General features: G+C 36.5%; 8 protein-coding genes and 1 riboswitch. Of the genes, 5 read left to right on the forward strand and 3 right to left on the reverse strand.

Features of this window, described 5'->3' with window-relative positions:
* The first annotated feature begins 146 nt into the window (after window positions 1-146).
* Window positions 147-310, forward strand: a riboswitch (M-box (ykoK) riboswitch).
* Between the two features lie 346 nt (window positions 311-656).
* The 3 genes from DPQ31_RS08015 (at window position 657) to DPQ31_RS08025 (ending at window position 2,851) form a co-directional block, all read left to right on the forward strand.
* Entirely contained in the window at window positions 657-1,382 is a 726-nt protein-coding gene (locus tag DPQ31_RS08015; protein ID WP_000967618.1) for a P-type ATPase actuator domain-containing protein, read from the forward strand.
* Window positions 1,383-1,514: 132 nt separating this feature from the next.
* Window positions 1,515-2,381, forward strand: a complete 867-nt coding sequence (locus DPQ31_RS08020; protein WP_000757079.1) for a 5'-3' exonuclease — start codon at window positions 1,515-1,517, stop codon at window positions 2,379-2,381.
* Between the two features lie 329 nt (window positions 2,382-2,710).
* Window positions 2,711-2,851: an FbpB family small basic protein gene (locus DPQ31_RS08025; protein WP_001228051.1), complete on the forward strand. Its 141-nt coding sequence runs from the start codon at window positions 2,711-2,713 to the stop codon at window positions 2,849-2,851.
* A gap of 66 nt (window positions 2,852-2,917) precedes the next feature.
* Here DPQ31_RS08025 and DPQ31_RS08030 read toward each other — a convergent pair whose 3' ends face one another.
* Window positions 2,918-17,950, reverse strand: coding sequence for a DUF11 domain-containing protein (locus tag DPQ31_RS08030; RefSeq protein ID WP_208731749.1), 15,033 nt, complete (start codon window positions 17,948-17,950; stop codon window positions 2,918-2,920).
* A 122-nt stretch (window positions 17,951-18,072) separates the two neighbouring features.
* Here DPQ31_RS08030 and DPQ31_RS08035 point away from each other — a divergent pair, with 122 nt between their 5' ends.
* Complete coding sequence (locus DPQ31_RS08035; protein ID WP_208731750.1) at window positions 18,073-18,933, forward strand: GNAT family N-acetyltransferase; 861 nt, start codon at window positions 18,073-18,075, stop codon at window positions 18,931-18,933.
* A 35-nt stretch (window positions 18,934-18,968) separates the two neighbouring features.
* On the opposite strand, the gene DPQ31_RS08040 is transcribed toward DPQ31_RS08035, so the two are convergent.
* Window positions 18,969-19,529, reverse strand: a complete 561-nt coding sequence (locus tag DPQ31_RS08040) for a cysteine hydrolase family protein (protein WP_208731751.1) — start codon at window positions 19,527-19,529, stop codon at window positions 18,969-18,971.
* Between the two features lie 182 nt (window positions 19,530-19,711).
* Here DPQ31_RS08040 and DPQ31_RS08045 point away from each other — a divergent pair, with 182 nt between their 5' ends.
* Complete coding sequence (locus tag DPQ31_RS08045) at window positions 19,712-19,972, forward strand: DUF6123 family protein (protein ID WP_001195212.1); 261 nt, start codon at window positions 19,712-19,714, stop codon at window positions 19,970-19,972.
* A gap of 2 nt (window positions 19,973-19,974) precedes the next feature.
* Here the strand turns inward: DPQ31_RS08045 and DPQ31_RS08050 are convergent, their stop codons facing one another.
* A complete protein-coding gene (locus tag DPQ31_RS08050) occupies window positions 19,975-20,880 on the reverse strand; it encodes a DMT family transporter (protein WP_208731752.1) in 906 nt (301 codons plus the stop codon).
* Between the last annotated feature and the right edge of the window lie 11 nt (window positions 20,881-20,891).

Raw genomic sequence — 20,891 nt, forward strand, 5'->3', positions numbered from 1 at the left:
ACGTAAGTTTTTTTCGTTCGCTAACTTGTACTATATATGAGAAAATAGGCTAACAACAGAGAGGGCTTTTCTGTAATAAGGAAAAGTTTCCATACAAAGTGTTGACATCTATTTTAAATAAGAGTAACATTTTCTATGTAATTAAAATAAGTCTCTGTTAGGTGAGGCTCCTGTATAGAGAAATGCTACTGCCCAAAAATGTCGAGAGACGCCAATGGGTCAACAGGAATGATCGAATTAAGGTTTTTCTTAACGTAGCTGGTAATGAACCTATGCTATACAGTGCTAAAACTCGGCGAGGGAGAGGTCCGTAGATTTCTAATTATATTAGGAATCGTTTATTTGTGTATGCAATGACCTTTGCTCTCTTATGAGTAAGGGTCTTTTTTGTTACCAATCTATGAGTCATTTCATAATATAAACTATAAAAATAAACGAGGAGGTGAGGAGCATGTCAAATTCTGACTCGGTTCCGTTACCCATATACTTCAAATCAAAAATATATGATGTAGGCAGGAAACGACTTGTTCCTCCCTCTATATTTATCATAATGTAGCGTTTATATACATAATTAAGCGCTAGACACTTTCACGGTAAAGTGGATAAATTGAGAAACAAAGCGTTTCTTCCTATGTTGTAAAGGAGGAGACGATAATATGTTATATGTAAACAAAACTGTGGGTAACACGTCATATAAACAAAGTAAAAAATCAATGAAAGAACAAACAATGCTTCAAAAAAATAAAGATTTATTAATTGAAATTGCAACAAGAGATGTAAAATCTGTATTTGCGTATTTTAAAACAACAAGAGACGGATTATCTATGAAAGAGGCGCAAAAACGTATTCAAGTATACGGTCGAAATGAATTGACTTCAAAAAGAGCGCGTATTGCAGAAGTAATAATGAAGTTAAGTGGAATGATTCCAGGTTTTTCAAAACAACATGTGCGTGATCAATTGCAATGTGAAACAATTACTGTGTCTAGAGTAGAATGTGCTAGTAGTACAGGGCTAAATAACGAACTGAAAATGATGAAGTTACCAGTACAAGAACTTGTACCAGGAGATATGATTTTTCTTTCAGAAGGTGATATAGTACCGGCAGATGTACGTATCATTTATGCAAATGATTTATTGGTAAATGAATCTGTGTTGACAGGGAACGATGCAAATGTTGAGAAATTTGAAAGTTGCTACCACCTTGAACGTAAAAGATTTATTCCATTAAAACGGATGAAAGACTATAATCCACTTGAACTTGAAAATGTATGTTTTAAAGGTACTAATATTATTGGTGGAAATGCAAAGGCTGTAGTTGTTTCAACAGGTAAAAATACGTATTCAGGAATACTTCATACTTGTTGCAGTAGAACGTCTTAATGTGTTAATGATGCTAAATATATAAAAACAATGTATAATAGACAAAGTTGAAAAAACGTAGAATGGTAATCTATTTATATAACCTTACGTGATAACGTGAGGTTATTATTTTTTGTTAGTAGGAGAGGAATTATGAAAAAAGTATTATTAGTTGATGGTATGGCACTATTATTTCGTGCTTTTTACGCAACAAGTGTCTACGGACAATTTATGAAACGACAAGATGGTACCCCGACGAACGGGATTCATGGTTATATGAAGCATTTATTAACAGCAACACAAGCAATCGAACCAACGCACATTGTAACGTGCTGGGATATGGGAAGTACGACATTTAGAACGGAATCTTTCTCGAATTATAAAGCAAATCGTGCAGCACCGCCAGAAGAATTAATTCCGCAATTTGATTTAGTGCAAGAAATGACTGCGAAATTATCTATGCCTGTAATAGGCATGAAAGGTTATGAAGCGGATGATTGTATTGGTACGCTTGCAAAACAATATTGCAATGAAGCAGAAGTTTATGTTTTGACAGGTGATACAGATTTACTTCAACTTGTTGATACGAATGTTACAGTTATGCTTCTTCGTAAAGGAATTGGAAATTACGAGTATTACACACCGGAAAAAATCATGGAAGAGAAAGGTGTAGAACCTTGGCAAATTGTCCATGCGAAAGCTTTCATGGGAGATACGAGTGATAACTATCCAGGCGTAAAAGGTATTGGTGAAAAAACAGCGTATAAGCTTATTCAAGAATACGGCACAGTATCGGCAGTACTAGAAAATATAGCATCATTAACGAAAGCGCAGCGTACAAAAATTGAAAGTGATTTAGAGAATTTAAATATCTCTTTACAATTAGCGCAAATTCATTGTGAAGTTCCAATTTCATGTTCGTTAGAAGAAGGGTTACACACAATGGACGAAGAAAAACTACGCTTTGTATGTAACGAAATGAATTGGGGAAGACCTGAAATATTAATAAACATGTTATAAATACTAGAAAGACCGATTTAGAATGAATCGGTCTTTCTTTTTTTGTTCACAAAGTTGTCAGAAAATAAACGGAATTTTCATGTGAAGTTCAAATGGATTTCACAACAATCAATTATTATAAGTCTACACAGATAAATCCTTATCCCGCATTAACGGGCGGTGGGACTTCTATATCAATATTATCGCTGAATAAAGAGTGATGATGGAAGAGTAACTCCCTGTAAAGGCCCGATTGATGTAGGCTAATAATTAGTGAGGGTACATCCTTTCATTGATTAAAGTTTCAAGTTATCTTTTATATAAACCATCCCCCAAGGAGGAAAATAAACATGCGAAAAAAAGTGAGAAAATCCTTTAAACAATTATTAATAGAAAATAAACAATCCCTACTAACTAATAAAGAGAATATGAAAGAAATTGAAGAACGGATTGAGAAACGACATGTAGCATATAGTGCTGCTAGCAATTGATAATTTTGTTTATGAAAAAAGCTTGTAGGTTGGATATTATCCGAACTACAAGCTTTTTCTTTTTGATTAACGCCACCAAATCCAAGTCCAAAAGTAATTTCGTATATTTCGAGGAGTAATGCGTATGAAACGTTCACCGTCAAAGAAACAATTAAAATTTGGTAGTGTTTCATCTGGATTTTCTGGAATAAAGGTGACGATGTTTTCGTTACTTGTAACGGTTACTGTAATTGGTGGATCGGTAGGCGAGATTTGAAGTTGTAAAGAAACGTTTGCTGTGTTTTTAAATTCATTATGAATAGGTGGACTTATCACTTGTACTGTGAATAACACGATAATTGTTTCGTTCGGTTCCAAATTAGTAGCGACTAGGAAACCGATATTCGGGTTCGCTAATGGCGAGCGTTCCCCATTAATGAAGACAGTGCCGTTTATAAATTGTAAACCTGCTGGAATGGTGTCTTGTAACGAGATATTTGAAAGTGAAATCTCGGAAGTATTCGTAATACGCACCGTGTAATCAAAATATTGATTTAAATAAGCTGAGCTGACGGAAGCGTTTTTCGTGACTGTCGCAGTAATAAATTGAACAGGTATACGAACAATATTCGAATTAACAATGAAAGTAATAATCGGATCCTGTGGTGTTAATTGAAAAGCGGCTGTAACGGTTGCAAAATTGATAATCGTACTGTTTGAAGGAATAGAAGTTACGAGAACTTGGAATGTTATAGTTGCTACTGCATCTGCAGACAAAGAACCGATATTTATACCAGTGTCTGGACGAACATTTGGAACCGGAGTACCGTTAATTGTTACGCTGTTTTCTATAAATGTTGTACCAGCTGGAATCGTATCTGAAACGGAAGTACTTACTGTAGGAATTGGTGAATGATTAAATATTTCTAATGTGAATGTAATAATATCTCCTATAACGACAGTAGATTTGTCAGCGTTTTTCTCGATGCTCACCATTGGATCAACGATCGTGATTGTCACGGTGTTTGTTTGCTTTGTAATTGTAATAGGTGGTTCATTCGGATCAATGGTAACAGTATAGGAAACAGAAGCATCATTATTGATTACAGATTGGGTAGTTGAAGAAGATATTGTTACTTGGAATGTGATAATAGCAGATTCATTAGGAGCAAGGTTTCCTAACATAATACCGTTTTCGGGATTCGCATTAGGTTGATTAATTCCGTTAATCGTAACACTGCTAGTAACGAAGGCTGTATCTATTGGTACGGTATCTATGGCAAGAAGATCTTCAATCGTTACATTTCCACTATTAGTAATCGTAATAGTATACGTTAAAGTTTGACCAGGTAAGGCATTCGTGACATCAGCAGATTTTATAGCAATAACATTATCATTTTGGACAGTTGTTGTGACAGTATTTGTTGTAGTCGTATTTGTAACAGGTAAGTTATTTGGGTTGACTATATAGTTAAAAGTAGTAATTGCTTCGTTGTTGAGTTCATTTGGTGTTGGGATAGAAGTCACAGAAACTTGGAATGAAGCGATAGCATCTCCACCAACAATTATAGTACCAATTGGTATGCCGCTTACTGGATTTACTCCTAGAAGCGTTTCTCCGTTTACAATGACGCTATTTTCTATAAACGTAGTACCTTGAGGAATAATATCTTGAATGATTACATCATTTGTTGCAACATTACCGGTTTGATTTAGGGTAATCGTATACGTTAACGTATCACCAACCGTTGCAAATGCAAGGTCAACAGCTTTATTACTATTCAAATTCGCGTGATTAATTTCTGTTGCGGCAGCTGATGAAATAATAGTTTCGGTAATAGGTGGTCGATCTGGTACCGTGTATTCATATTGAATTGTACTCGTGTTAGAGATTGGATTTGTTTGCGGAATCGAAGTAATCCGTACTTGGAATAGAACAGTTGCTGTCGTATTAGGCGGAATGTTATCAATTTGTATACCGTTAAGTGGATTATCATTTGGACGAGCGTTGCCATTCACAATAACACTATTCTCTATAAAGCTCGTATTTGCTGGGATGATATCTGTAACAATAATGTTTTCCACTTGTATATTCCCATTATTGGTGATGGAAATTGTATAAGGGATGATAGTTTGTAGGTCAGCATATTGGATAGGTGTTGTTTTTGTTGCAATTACATTTGCAGAAATAACTTCAGTGAAGGTAATATTACTACTTGATATTTGTTCTTCACCATTTATTGTATAACGAGAAGTTGCTTGATTTTGAACATGGCCACTAGCTGGAAGAGCTACCACAGTAACGGAAAATGTGACTGTGATCGTAACGTTAGGAGCAATCGTGCCTACAAGTATACCGTTACTTGGATTGGCATTAAGCTGCGGAATGTTATTTACTAAAACGCTACCGTCTATAAAGGTTGTTCCATCAGGGATATTGTCTGTAAATACAACAGCAGTAGCATCCGTATTCCCTGTATTCGTTAAAGTTGTTGTATAAGTTAAAATGTCACCAATCGTTACAGAAGTCAAATCAACAGTTTTTAGTGAAACGATATCAGCATCATTAATTTGAACGAAAGTAGTATTGGAAGTAGTAGATTTTTGAATTGGTGCAAAGTCAGGATTGAAAATAAAGTCGTAGACGATGTTTGCAGTATTAGGTGTTGGATTTACAGCAGGTAAATTCGTAACGGAAACTTGGAATGTTATTGTTGTCGATTGACTTGACGCAATATTAGGAATAGAAAAACCGATATTTGGATCTGCTGCAGGAAATACAGTGTTGTTAACTATTACACTTCCCGGAATAAAGACTGTTCCATCTTCTATCGTATCTGTAAAAAAGATGGAGTTAGTTGTAGTGGATCCGTTATTTTGAATGAGTACTGTATATGCAATGGTTTCATCAATATTAGCTAATACTGTATTAGCGGATTTTGTAGCGATAAGAATAACATCAATAAATTGTATATTTGTAGTATTGGAAGAGGTCGTTTCTGAAATTGGTGGTAAGCTTGGGTCTAGTTGATACTCATAGTGAATGACGGCGATATTATTAATGTTATTTTGTGGTGGTATAGAGACTACGCTTACTTGGAACGTAACAATAATCGTATTATTTGGAAGAATTATATCAAGATTGATACCGGTAATTGGATTTTCGTTAGGTCTTGGTACGCCATCTACAAGGATGCTATTTGGAACGAATGTGGTGCCAGCAGCAATTGCGTCAAGTAGAAGCGTATTTATAATAGGTATTGTACCAGCGTTTGTAACTGCGACTGTATATGTGATGATTTGACCGATACGTGTAATGGATCTATTGGCGGATTTAATGGCACTAACATTTGCTGTCCGTACTTCAGTATTTACTGCATTTGATAACGATCTACGCTGAATAATTGGAGAACTAGGGTCAATTTGGTATTCGTACGAAGTGTCTGAAATATTAATGACTGTATTGCCCTCTGATATATTTGTAAGTTGTACTTGGAATGAAATAGTGACTGTTTCATTTGGTTGTATCGTGCCTAGAGCTACTCCGTTTTCAGGATTAGCGCCAGGCTGAGTTACATTATTTATTGCTAAGCTATCTTCAATGAATATAGTACCTTCTGGAATGTTATCAATGAACACGGTATTGTTAGCCGGAACGGTTCCTATATTTTGTAGTGTATTTGTGTAGGTAATAATTTGCCCGATTGATATGAAATTTACATCCGCGCTTTTAACAGAAATAATATTTGCATTTTGAAGTGATGTTGTAACAATGTTAGAATTTGCAGAGCGATTTACTGGTGGGGCTGTAGGAATACTTACATATTGGTAAGTTGCTGAAGATTGATTTGCAATTTCGGTTTCAGTAGGTGGATTATTTGTTTGCACTTGAAATAGTATCGTTTTGGAACTGTTTGCTGGAATTGTTCCAATCGGTATTCCGTTTTCAGGATTTACACCTGGCTGCAGGACACCGTTAATTGTGACACTATCGGGAACGAATGTAGTCCCGGCTGGAATAGAATCTGTGAAAATAATATTTATTGCATCAACATTACCGATGTTTTTCACTTCAGAAATATAAAGGATAGTTCCACCGATATCTACAGTTATTGGATTGGACGTTTTTGTAATTGTCAATTGTGCTTGCACGAAATTTGTAATGACAATATTACTTGTAGATGTTTCAGTAATAGGTGGTTGCCCTGGGTCTGGTTGAATTGTATATGTTGTATTAGATTGATTTGTAATCGATTCTTGCGAGAATGGATCGTTAATAAGAATTTGGAACGCAATAAGGTGAGTAGCGTTTGCTGCTAGGGTAGGCAAAGTAACACCTACATTTGGATTGGCACCAAGTATAGCTGTTCCGTTAAGTGTAAAACTATTTTCTACGAATGTGGTACCTTCTGGAATAGTATCTGAAAATATGAGATTCGTAGCTGGAATATTTCCGGTATTTTCTAGTGTTATCGTGTAGGTTAAAATGTCGCCAGTTGTTGCTTGTTGTGCATTGACTGCTTTTAAAGAAAGAACATTCGCATCTGAAATTTGTGTGAAAGCTGGATTCGAAGTAATTGTTCGAGAGATGATAGGAGCAGTTGGATCGGCGATAAAAGTATAGTCAATACGGGCTATATTAGAAATTGGATTCACGCTTGGAATAGATTGAACGATAACTTGGAATGTGACGGTGACAATTTCTGACGACGCGATGGAGTTTAATGGTATTCCTACGTTTGGATCGGCACCTGGAACTGAGATGTTATTAATGGTCACGCTATTCGGAATAAATGCAGTACCTTCTGGGACTAAATCTGTTAAAGTAACTGTATTTGCAGTTGTATTTCCGTTATTTTGAACAACTACTGTGTAAGTGATTGTACCGTTAGTAGATTGTACGAGAGAATCTGTATTTTTAATTGCGGATAATGATGCATCAACGACAGCTGTAGTCACCGTATTAGATGAGGATGTTGCTGTAACTGGAGGTTGACTCGGATCGACAATATACGTGTAATTTGTAAGTGCTTGATTTATTATTGCCCCTTGCGGTGGAATAGAACTTGCAAGAAATTGGAACGTAATAGTAGCAGAATCACCTGGTGCGATAATACCAACTGGAATGCCGAGAGTTGGACTTGCATCTGGAAGTGAAATCCCGTTAAGCGTAACACTATTTGGAACAAATAATGCCCCTTCAGGAATTCCATTAATGAGTAATACAGAATTTGCAGGAAAGTTTCCAGTGTTTGTTAATGTTGCAGTGTACGTAATTATATCTCCAATAGATACGATTGTTCGATTTGCTTCTAAAATCGTTGTAACAGTAGCGTTATTAATTTGTGTAGAAGCACTATTAGAAGTTACTGTGCCTGTAACAGGAGGAGAGGCCGGATCAACAATGAATGCGAATTGAATAGATGCAACGTTTGTAATTGGATTTGAAGGTGGAGTAGATGTAACTATGACTTGGAAAGTAACGGTTAAGGAACTGTTCGTACTAACGGTTCCGATGTTAACTCCGTTATTTGGATTTGCACCTGGAATGGTACTTCCATTTACAGCAAAACTATTTTCAACAAAGGTCGTTCCTGCTGGAAGTAGGTCTGAGAAATTTACATTCGTAGCGTTCGTATTGCCGCTATTTTGAATTAAAACTGTATAAGTGATCGTGTCTCCAATATTCGCAAAGGCTGTACTAGCAGTTTTTACAGCTGAAAGTATTGCTGAATTAATAGAAGTAACGAAGACGTTCGTTTCCACGTTGCCAGGCTGAGCCTGTAATGCATTGCCTACGTTATATTGGAAGTTAACAAATCCTAAGTTTTGGAGTTCGGGTGTGAACGTTGTTGGATTGCTTACGATTTGCACTTGGAATATGATTGTTACAGTTTGATTTGGATTGATTGTATTTATACCAACACCGTCAATAATGGAAGCGGATGAAAATGGAGTGCCATCGACAACAACGGATTCTGCAACAAATTGTGTCCATGTCGGTAAAGGGTCTGAGAAAACAACGTTGTTAGCTGGAATATTGCCTGTGTTCGTAATAGTCGTTGTATACGTAATTGTATCACCGATCGTTGCAAATGCTTTATCTCCTATTTTCATAGTGTTTAAAATAGCACTTTCAATTTTTGTTGTAACATTGTTAGAAGTAATGTTTTTTGAAACTGGAGGATTGGCTGGATTAACGATATGTTGAAAGCTAACGCTAGCTTGATTGGTAATTGGATTTATAGGTGGAATTTCATTGGCATTAATATGAAATGCTACAATGGCAGATTCGTTTGGCGCGATATCACCAATTGGAACGCCTGTAACGATATCCGCATTTGGGATGCTAGTTCCATTAAGTGTAAAACTATTCGGTTCAAAGGAAGTTCCGTCTGGAATAAGATCGGTAAAAATAACATCCGTTGCACTAACATCTCCGCTATTTTTAATTGTAACGGTGTAGGTAATATCCTGCCCGATATCTACCGTAGATACATTGGAATTTTTTTGCGCAGTAAGGATAGCGCTATTAATTTGTGTTGTCGTTGTATTAGATTGATTGGAAATTGTAATAGGTGGCTGGCTAGGATCAACGACATAATGATATGTGGTAGAAGCAGAGTTAGAAATGGGATTAAGTGTTGGAAGTGTAATAACAGTTGCTTGGAATGTAACGATTGCCGTATTACCACCATTAATGGAACCAATATTTACACCAGTTGATAAATCGGCGTTTGGAATGGTTTGCCCATTAACTGTGAAACTATTTGGAACGAAACTTAAATTGCTATCAAGTATATCGATAACGGTAACATAAGTTGCAGCCGCATTCCCAGTATTAGGAAGGTTAAGTGTAAATGTTATTGTATTACCAACATCCGCAAAGGTAAGATCTGCCGTTTTTGTACTTATAATATTTGCATTGTTTATTTGAAGAAGCGTAGTGTTAGAATTAGCTGTACTTGAAGCGGGAGGATTAACAGGATCAACAGTAAACTCATACGTCGTTGATGCTGTATTTGGTGCTGGGTTACTAAGGGGAATACTATTTACTTTAACTTGAAAGACGATACTATATATTTCATTTGGTGGAAGTGTTGCAAGTAATACACCTGTATTTGGATTCGCGTTAGGTTGTAAAACGCCATCGACAGTTAATGTGTTAGGAACAAATGTGAGTCCACTTGGTAATACATCTGTGAATACTATATTCGTTGCATCCGTATTTCCTATATTCGAAATAGAAGTAGTGTAAAAAGTAGTTTGCCCGATATCTGCAAAGGATACACTTTCATTCTTCGTCATAGATAATATGGCTTCCTTAATTTGTGTTGAAACAGGATTACTAATTGAAATTTCTGCATCAGGTGGTGAGACTAATTGATAAGATGTTGATGAGAAATTTACAATTGGGTTTGCGGTTGGTAATGAGGTCACGTTTACTTGGAAGGAAACATTTACTGTAGCTCCCGCAGTTATAGGCCCAATATTTACACCGTTTGTTGGATTCGCACCACTTTGCGGAACTCCATTAATGGAAAATGTGTTTGCAATAAATGTAGTTCCGCTCGGCATAGTATCTGTGAAAATAACATTTTGTGCAGATGAATTTCCATTGTTTGTTAAAGCGACAGTATAAGTGAGTGTATCTCCGATGTGGCTAAATGCTTTATCAACTTGTTTAGATGAAAGAATGGTAGCTGTATTAATTGTGGTAAATGTTGTGTTTGAAGTAACATTTCTTGAAACAATTGGTGCATTTGGATCAACTATAAATGTGTAAGAAGCAGTAGCGGAATTGGCAATAGGATTTTGAACAGGGGTAGAAGTAGCGGTCACTTGAAATGCTATAGATATTGAACTGTTAGGGGCAATTGATCCAATCGTTATGCCGGTATTAGGATTGAGCCCGATTTGTGTGATACCACCTATTGTAACGCTATCAGTAATAAACGTTGTACCATTTGGTATAAGATCAGTGAAAGTGATATTAGTAGCACTTGTATTACCGGTATTTGTAAAAAATGTCGTATAGGTGATGGTATCACCTAGTGTTACAAGTGTTTGATCTACAGATTTCACCATCGTTATCATAGCATCTAGTACAGGGTTTGTAGCAATATTCGTTGAAGTAGAAGTGGTAACAGGAATTCCGTTTGGATCAACAGTATAAGAATATAAAATGGTATCATTACCCATAATTGAACTGGAAGGGGGAACAGAAAGAACAGTTACTTGGAAAGTAACGGTTACGGTTTCATCAGGAGCGATATTGGTTATATTTACTCCAAGTGCTGGTTGCACACCAGATTGCTGAACCCCATTTATTGTGACTGAGTTTGGTATAAAGGTAGTGTTAGCTGGAATTGCGCTCGTGAACGTTATATTCGTTGCTACCGTATTTCCTGTATTTGTAATAGTAGTTGTATACGTAATCGTATCTCCAACAGAAATGATAGATTTATCAGCACTTTTTTTGGTTGTTAATATCGCACTATTAATTGTTGTCGAAACAGCATTAGATATATTCGTTTGTGTTACGGCAGGTTGGCTAGGATCGACTACATGTGCAAATTGTACAGAACTAAAATTAAAAATTGGATTTATACTTGGAATGTTTGTAACAAGTACGTTGAGAGCAATAATGGCCGTTCCACTTGGATTTATATTTCCAATCTGAATCCCGTTACCTGGATTTCCAATTTGCTGTGTACCAGAGTCATTTGTAAGAGTGCCAGATATAAATGTCGTTCCATCAGGCAAAATATCCGTGAAGATAATATTTTGTGAAGTGACATTTCCAGGGTTACTTAATGTAATTGTATAAGAGATTGTATCTCCGATCGTTGCGAAAGTTTTATCTACAGATTTAACAAGCGCAATTTCCCCGGAATTTATTTGTGTCGAAACAGAATTAGATGTCGTACTTCGTGAAACAAGTGGTAAATTAGGTCCTGTCATAAATTGATAATTAATGGAAGCGCCGTTTACAACCGGTGAGTTTGGTCCGCCTGGTCCAATTGTGAAAATTGGATTTGGAATGCTAACTACTTGCACACGGAAGGTAACGTTTATAAAATCTCCTGCAATAATATCCCCAATCGGTATCCCATTCGCTGGATTTACCCCAGGTAATAAAACTCCGCCTACTCGAACGCTATCTTCTATAAATACTGCGTTATTTGGAATCGGATCTGTAAAAATGATATTCGTAGCAGTTGTGTTTCCTATATTTTCTAATAAAACAGTATACGTTAAAAATGAATTTCCAGGTGCTACGTCAGAAAATAGTCGATCTACACTTTTCTTTGCTTGAATAATCGCTTCGTTAATTTGAACTAAAGTTGGATTACTTGTAGCTGTTTCTGTCACCGGCGGCTGGGTAGGATCAACAATGATTGAGTATGTTGTGCTAGATTGGTTCAACGTTGGGTTAGTAGCTGGAATTGAGCCAACGATAGCTTGAAAGCTAATTGTTGTCGTTCCTCCAACTGGAATTGAGTCTAAAGAAATCCCGCTATCTGGTCTAAATCCAAGTTGTGGGATGGTATTAATTTGTACGCTATCAGGAACGAATGAAAGTTCGGGTGGTAATATATCGATAAAAACAGGTGTGTTTGCGGTAGTATTTCCGCTATTGGTAAGGGTAGTTGTATACGTAATTGTATCTCCAACAGCAGCAAAAGCACTGCTTGCAGTTTTTGTTGCGATAACAGAAGCAGTATTTACTTGTGTAAAAGTTTTATTAGATTTAACTGTTCGTGAAACTGGCGGTTCATTTATATCTACAATAAAGCTATATTGAAGCGATGATTTATTCGGGATTGGATTAGGGTTTGGAAGTGTTGTAATGTTTACTTGAAAACTGAGTGTAACAGATGCATTTGAATTCATGTTACCAATATTGATGCCATTTTGTGGGTTTGCATTAGGAATGGTTGTTCCATTTATCGTAAAACTATTTGGAATAAAAGTTGTTCCATTTGGAATTAAATCTGTAAAAATAACATTGTTTGCGGTAGTATTACCGGAATTAGTAATGGTTGAAGTGAAAGTAAGTGTATCTCCAATAGTAGCAAATGTTGAATTGACAGTTTTGTTTATAGATAGAGTAGCATCAATAATTGGGGTAACCGTCGTATTTGTAATTGTGCTACCAACAGCAGGAGATTGGTTTGGATTCACGGTATATTCATAATTTACAAGAGCATTATTTGTTAATGTGCCACTAGGTGGTATCGCTAAAATTTGTGCTTGAAAAGTAATGAATACAGTATCTCCTGGCGAAATATCTGCCAAGTGAATACCAAGTGATGGATCTAATCCTGGTTGTGGAACATTATTGATAGTTACGGAGTTTTGGATAAATGAAGCTCCTGCGCCAAGCCCATCCGTTAAAACAGTCGCACTAGCAGGGGTATTACCTGTATTTGTTACTGCAATCGTATAGGTAACGATATCACCAATTGCAGCTGTTGGTGTATTCACAGACTTAGTAGCGACAATAGTAGCGTTATTAATTTGAGTTGTTATTACGTTACTTACCGCATTGGCGGATGCTGGAGGTAAGCTAGGATTTACGACATATTGGTACGCTGTATTACTTTGATTCGGGATTGGATTCGGATTCGGGATGGTATTTACTTGCACTTGGAACGAGATGATTGTATTTGTATTCGGGTTTATTGGATCAATTGCAATTCCGCTTGCTGGACTTACATTAGGGAGTGTCGTACCATTTACTGTTACACTATTTGGAATAAATGACGTCCCACTTGGAATGGCATCTGTAAATACGATATTTGATGCAAGTGTGTTCCCGCTATTCGTTAAAGTAGTCGTGTACGTAATAATATCATTTACGTTAGCAAATTGTTTATCTGCAGATTTAGTAGCGGCAATTGAGGCGTTATTAATAGTTGTCTGTACCGTGTTAGAAGCAACCATCTGCATTACAGCTGGTTTGGATGGATCGTACGTATATTGGAATGTAGTGCCTGATTGATTTGTAATCGGATTTACAGCAGGGATACTTGGTACGAAAATCTGAAATGAAACGATACGTGATGCATTCGCACCTATCGTACCGATAAAAATGCCGTTAGCAGGATTTGCATTGGCTATAGGGACATTGTTAATCGTCACAGTATTAGGGATGAAGAGGGTACCCGCTGGAATGATATCTGTAAATGTTACATTAGAAGCAGGGATATTTCCGTTATTCGTTAAAATAGTTGCATATAATATGACATCACCAACATCAGCGAAATTTGTGCTTGTTAGCTTCGTAGCAACAATATTAGCAGTATTAATTTGTGTAGTTACTATATTACTAGTAGCGTTTCTCACAACAGCAGGTAAATTTGGATCGGCGATAAAGCTATATTGAAGTGCAGCGCTGTTTTGAACTGGATTTGGTAAAGGTAAACTATTTGCACTAATTTGGAAGACAATTGTTGTAATACCACCTGCTGGAATAGTACCAACTTGAAGACCAACGCTTGGATCCGCACCTAACTGTAAAGCACCACCTATAAAAATACTATTTGGTACGAGAGTCGTACCAGTAGGAAGTATATCGGTAACAACTACATTATTTGCTGGAGTATTTCCAGGGTTAGCTAAGGCAATTGTATATGTGATTGGTTGCCCAACATCTGCGATAGTTAAGTCTACATCTTTGAAAATAATTACATTTGCTACATTAATTTGTGTACTTACAGTATTGCTTAAAGATGTTTCTATAGTTGGTGGATCGCCCGGATTTAGAATAAAGCTATATTGTGTACTAGATGAATTTACTGTTGGATTTTGTGTTGGTAAAGAGGTGACAGTTACTTGATAAGAGACGGTAAGTGAGCCGTTAGCAGGAATGCCAGGTAACGGAACGCCTATATTTGGATCTGCGTTATTTTGGAGTACACCGTTAATAAGGAAAGTGTTTGGAATAAAGGTAGTGCCATCTGGATTTGTATCTACGAAAGTTGGACTATCAGCAGAAACACTTCCTGCATTTGTCAAAATAACGGTATAAGTTAATATATCCCCTACGGTAGCAAACTCTCGATCTACTGTTTTTGCAGAAATGACATTTGCATCGTTTACTTGAGTAAATGTAGTAGTTGAAGTTGTATTTTTACTTACAGGTGAAGCGTTTGGATCAACGATAAAGTTATAGGAAATGGAGGCACTATTTGAAATAGGATTTGGGTTTGGAATGCTAGTTATTAATACTTGGAATGAAGCTGTAATTGTAGCATTAGCATTGATGCTACCAATATTGATGCTAGCTGGTGTTGCGCCCGGTTGAGAAACACCGTTAACTATAACACTGTTCGGTACAAAGGCAGTACCATTCGCAATTGAATCGGATAGTAATACATTATTCGCGGCAACATTTCCATCGTTTGTAAGAGAAAAGGTATAAGTTAATACATCTCCAACTTCCGCAAACGTTTGACTTACAGATTTATTAGCATGAAGGTTTGCTAGTCTAATTGTTGATGTAACAGAATTAGAATTTGCTGTTTTTGAAGTTGGTGGTAGGCTTGGATTTACAGTGTAAATATAAGAGGCGAAAGCATTATTAATGATAGGGTTTTGTGCAGTAATGTTAATGACTGTTACTTGGAAGGATAAGGTGAAAGTAGCACCGCCAGGAATTGTGCCGATAGGTAAAGCAACGAGAGAATCTACATTTTGTAAAACGCCATTGAGCGTTACAGAACCTAATGTTAAAATCGTTCCATTTGGAAGTGGATCTGTTAGTTGAACGTTATTAGCCGCCGTATTTCCACTGTTTGTAATAAGGATTGTATAACTTATCGTTTCGCCAATTGTAGCAAATTGTTTGTTTGTTGATTTTGTTAATGTTACATTCGCATTGTTAATTTGAGTGGAAACAAGATTAGAGGAAATATTTTTTGTAACGGGTGATTGGCTAGGGTTGACGGTGTACTGATAAGAAGCGCTTGATCCGTTAGGTACGACATTTGATGCGGGTATTGCACTTACTACTACTTGAAATGAAACATTTTTTGTTGTGCCAGTTGGGATGGATCCTATGTTCACACCGTTAGCCGGATTTGTTCCCACTTGTGTCGTGCCATCTATTGTTAAACTGTTTAGGACAAAAGTTGTTCCTATAGGAATGACATCTGTAAAAATAACATTGTTCGCATTCGTATTACCTGTACCTGTAAAGGAAACAGTGTAAGTCAGTGTATCACCAATATCTGCAAAATTTTTATCCACTGCTTTTGCCATAGTTACAGTAGCGTTATTCACTTGAGTAGATACGATATTGGTCGTATCAGTCCCACTTACTGCCGGTTGATTTGGTACAGGAATGTATTGATATGTTGTTGTACCACTATTTAATATTGGATTTGTTTGAGGGATAGAAGGAACGAATACTTGAAATGAAATAGTAGTAGTGGAATTTGCAGCAATCGATCCAATTGATATACCATTAGCCGGATTTGCTCCCGCTTGAGTAACCCCGTTAACAGTTACGCTCCCTGGAATGAAAGTAGTCCCGTTAGGAATCGGATCCGTATATATAACGTTCGTTGCAGCGATATTTCCTACATTAGCTAAGGCAATACTGTAAGTTAATGTTTCACCAATATCGGTAAAAAGTTTGTTAACTGATTTTGTGCCATTAATATCTGCGAGGTTAATTTGTGTTCCTGCAGAGTTACTTGTTGCAAGACCGTTAAAAGTCGTTCCCCCGGCAATTGGTGTATATTGAAATGTAATATTCGCAGTGTTAGAAATCGGGTTTTGATTTGGAAGAGAAACGACAGTCGCTTGGAAAGTTACTGTACGAGAGGCACTATTGTTAATTGTTCCAAGAGATATACCAGCGGCAGGATTTGCATTTGTTTGTGGTACGTTATCTACCGTTACAGTGCCAGGTATAAAGGAAGTACCATTAGGGAGACTATCTATAAAAATAACGTTATTGGCGGGAAGAAGTCCGGTGTTAGGGATAGTAACGGTATAAGTGAGAATATCTCCAATGGCAGCAACACTTTTATTCACAGTTTTCGTTGCTTGTATGTTAGGTGAATTTATATTAATTTGTAAACCGACTGTATTTAACATATATGCATCTCCGTTAGTAGTTAAACGGATTGCGGCGGAAACTTGTGAGTTTGTTAAATAAGAGGAAATATCGATGGAAGTAATATCCCAACCTTGCCTTCCTGCGGAGATATTTGTACTTGTAGAAGCGCTTTGATTTCGCGTTCCAAATGTCCCCGTTGTATCTAAGTTCCCTGCGGCATTATTAATTTGAGAGCCGAAGAAATTATTTATTGCATTGTTTGGTCCAGATAAAGCATTTAATGAACTGAAATTTGGTCCGAATAAAGCTTGATCCCCGGTTAAATCAGCATCTCCTTCGGTAGAGCTTAAAAATAACCTCCCGCTTACAGGTCCTCCTGAAGGTGTTAAAAATCCTGAAACAGAAACATCGGCACTACCAGTTTCTGCAGAAACCCGGTTACCAGCTACGTAAATGGTTAAGTTTCTTGCAGGTAATGTCCCATTTTGATAAGCGACGATAAGCGTCCATCCAGCCGAATTGATTGTTCCATTAGAAGCATCTATAGGATCTACAAGTCCAGGGACAGAACCTGTTGTATAAGATCCAGATCCAGCGGCTTGAACGAGTGACGTTACATCTGCTGATCGTGTATAAAATCCAAATGTGACAGATCCAGAAACGAAAGTTTGATTTGAAGCTGTAACAGCTGAAGGGGTAATGGAGTATGTTGACACAGGTGTTGTGAAAGAAACTGGATTTCCTAATACACTCGTAATGTTTTGATCACGAGATAAATAGTTTCCACCCCAAACGAGTTCTGCGTAAAGAATCGTACTGCCAGCAGGGATATTTAAAATAGCGGTAGAACTATTTTGTGTATAGTTTAATGTTGTACCAGCAGGAAAAGTAGTTACTTGTAAAGCAGTATTCGTAGTTGCGAATGCACCAATTGCCCCGATTGTACCAGCACGGTTTTGGTTACTAATTTTACTTAAGCCTAAAGTGTTTCCTGTAATAGCGAGTGCGCCGTTAGTGGTGGTAGAAAATCGATTCGTAATGGGCATGTTGTCACCTCATTTACAATATAGTCTTGGTCAAAATAGGATATGTGTGTGACAAATAAAGGGAAACATGTACAAGTTGATTTAGTAATAATGATTTAAATGTCTAGATAAGGAGATGGAGAATGATTGAATTGGAAATGAGAGTGGAGCGTATTAGAAAAGAAAAAATAGACGATATTGTTGCGTTATCTTCTTATATTGGTTGGGATTATAGCAGAGAAGAAGTTGAAACAATTTTCAACTCAGGTATTGTATACGGCGTATGGAATGAGAGAAAGGAACTTATTGCTAGCGCAGCAATAATATTATATGGGGAGGCGTTGGCATCTATCGGAATGGTAATTGTACATCCAGATTATAAGGGAAGAGGAATTGGAAAGGCGATAACGCATTCATGCATGAATAGCGTATCAGCTCGAACACCAATTATGCTTATTGCAACGGATGAGGGGAAGTATTTATACGAAAAGCTAGGATTTAGGGTGGCAAGCTATGTTTCTAAATACATATGTAACTCGTACAATCCGAATCATAAATGTGCAAGAAATGAAGAATATATGATGGATTATGAAGAAGGTGATTTAGAAGAAATAATAAAAATAGATGAATATGCGTTTGGAACAAATAGAAAAGAGTTTTTAAAGAAAAGAATGATGCAAAGTGAACAGTGCACTGTTGTGAAGGATAAGGAACAAAATATAATAGGATATGGTTTGAGTATACAAACGCCGGAAAATAAAATATTAGGACCGGTAGTTGCTAAAAATGATGAGATGGCAATAAATATTGTTCATTATTTAGCAAAAGGGCATAATGGGAAATTAAGAATAGATGTACCAGAAGGAAAGAAAGATTTTGTGAAAGAATTAGAGGTTACTGGTTTTAAAAAGGTGAATACACCACCAATTATGATGAAAAATAGTGATCAATTTTTGAAAAGAAATGGAGAACTATATAGTATTGCAGCACAAATTTTTGGGTAACAAAGAATCCTTCTGAATGAAGGATTCTTTGTTTATTAATCACGATATTGGTCGTGAGTTGGTTGGAAGAGGTCTTCCTCGATATCTCTCACCATAGAAAAATGATCAACGTTATAATGACCGTGTAAAATTTTATTGTGATGACCAATAATTTGCTCTGCAGACAATACGTTAGAATCAGTTGTGGAATGACCGTTTTTAATTAATGTAACGTCAAATCCTTGTACAGTTGCTGTCCTAACAGCTGTGTCAATACAATGTTCAGTTTTACATCCACCTATCACAATATGATTAATTTTTTCTTCTTTTAAAAGTTCAAGTAAAGAAGTGCCATAGAATGAATTCGTTGCTGCTTTATTAATAAGGATTGCAGACTGAGGTACTTGAATTTGATTATGTACTTCAAATCCCACGCCGCTACCAGAAGCAACATCGATATCTCTTACGAAAACAATAAGGGCATTTGAATCAATTGCTTTCTGTACAGCTGTATTTAGTGTAGCTAATAACTCAGTTTTACGAAAAACTTCATTTTCTTGCTCATTTCCTTCAATTAATTCTTGTTGAGCATCGATAATTAATAGTGCTTGTTTCATCGTGTCTCCCCTTTAATATGAAATAAGTTCCACTGTACATATTCCTTCAGATTGTTAGGAAATCCTCTATTGCAAGCGAAGTAAACGATTGATTTACAAAGTTGTCAAAGAAATTTCATTCTCATAGTGTGTAAAAACATGTATGATAGGAAGTGGAGAATTTTTGAGTAGGTGGGAATATCATGCAAACAGTAGAAGATTATCTTTCATTCTTACATACGAAAGGATTTAAATTATCAGAGGAAGCACAAGGGTTTATTATGTTCGGGCAAGGATATACTGGTGCATCTGATGGAATTGTGAACGCAGCAATAGAAGCGACAATTAAACATCAATTACAGTTTGATGGCAGTTATTTTGTTGCGTTATTAGAACGATTGAAAGAAGAAGAAATTACAGATAAAAAAAGCGCTAAGGCTTTTATGCGGAAGTTACAAGCGTAACTTCACGCGGCCTGCGCTTCTTTTTTTGTTTTGGAAGGTAGTTCAACAAAAATCATGCCTAGAAAAATACATAGACATCCGAAAATAGCAGACATAGAAAGTTTTTCGTTAGCAACGAGAACACCTGTTAATGCAGCAAAAACGGGCTCCATTGCGAAAATAATTGCTACTCTCGTTGGAGAAGTATGTTTCTGAGCCGATGTTTGAATGAAAAAAGCAATGGATGTCGCAAATAAGGAAGTTAGAAATAGGGCGAATAAAAAGGAATGATTCGTCCATAGCGATATTGAAAATGAATTTTCCCAATCTTCAAATAAAAAAGCGCAAATAGAAGAAAATATACCAACAGTTAATACTTGGGATGTGCTTAGTAATAAAGGTGATATTTTCTTAGAATAGAAACCGTTAATGAGAATATGGGCAGCGAATGCGATTGCGCAACCGAGAACAAGTATATCTCCTATATTGAATTGAAAAGAATCAGCAGCTGTTAATAAATATAAACCGGCTGTTGCCACAGTGATACCAAGTACGACGAAAATGGTAGCCTTTTGTTTTAAAAAGATAAAAGATAAGATTGGAACCATAACAATGCTTAGTCCTGTTAAGAAACCTGCTTTTGAAGAAGTTGTATAGAGTAAGCCGAATGTTTGTAATAAATAGCCAACGCATAAAAAGAATCCAACAATTAATCCGGCAAAACTACTCTGCTTTATATCTTGTTTCGAAGTTTTTTGTGAGAAAATCATTTGAACGGATAATAAAATAATTCCGGCGAATAAAAAGCGAAGGCCATTAAAAGTAAATGGACCAACGAAAGACATAGCATTTTGAACGACAACAAACGTAGCTCCCCAAATAAAAGAGACAAATAATAAAGCGAGAGGAGCAATCCACTCTTTTTTCACACTCATACCCC

The sequence above is a fragment of the Bacillus sp. COPE52 genome, assembly GCF_003355115.1.
In the GTDB taxonomy this organism is placed as follows: domain Bacteria; phylum Bacillota; class Bacilli; order Bacillales; family Bacillaceae_G; genus Bacillus_A; species Bacillus_A toyonensis.

Bases quoted from the DNA above. Each gene is read 5' to 3' on its own strand.
- DPQ31_RS08015 (WP_000967618.1), top strand. From the start codon at position 657: ATGTTATATGTAAACAAAACTGTGGGTAACACGTCATATAAACAAAGT.
- DPQ31_RS08030 (WP_208731749.1), bottom strand. From the start codon at position 17,950: ATGCCCATTACGAATCGATTTTCTACCACCACTAACGGCGCACTCGCT.
- DPQ31_RS08020 (WP_000757079.1), top strand. From the start codon at position 1,515: ATGAAAAAAGTATTATTAGTTGATGGTATGGCACTATTATTTCGTGCT.
- DPQ31_RS08025 (WP_001228051.1), top strand. From the start codon at position 2,711: ATGCGAAAAAAAGTGAGAAAATCCTTTAAACAATTATTAATAGAAAAT.
- DPQ31_RS08040 (WP_208731751.1), bottom strand. From the start codon at position 19,529: ATGAAACAAGCACTATTAATTATCGATGCTCAACAAGAATTAATTGAA.
- DPQ31_RS08035 (WP_208731750.1), top strand. From the start codon at position 18,073: ATGATTGAATTGGAAATGAGAGTGGAGCGTATTAGAAAAGAAAAAATA.
- DPQ31_RS08045 (WP_001195212.1), top strand. From the start codon at position 19,712: ATGCAAACAGTAGAAGATTATCTTTCATTCTTACATACGAAAGGATTT.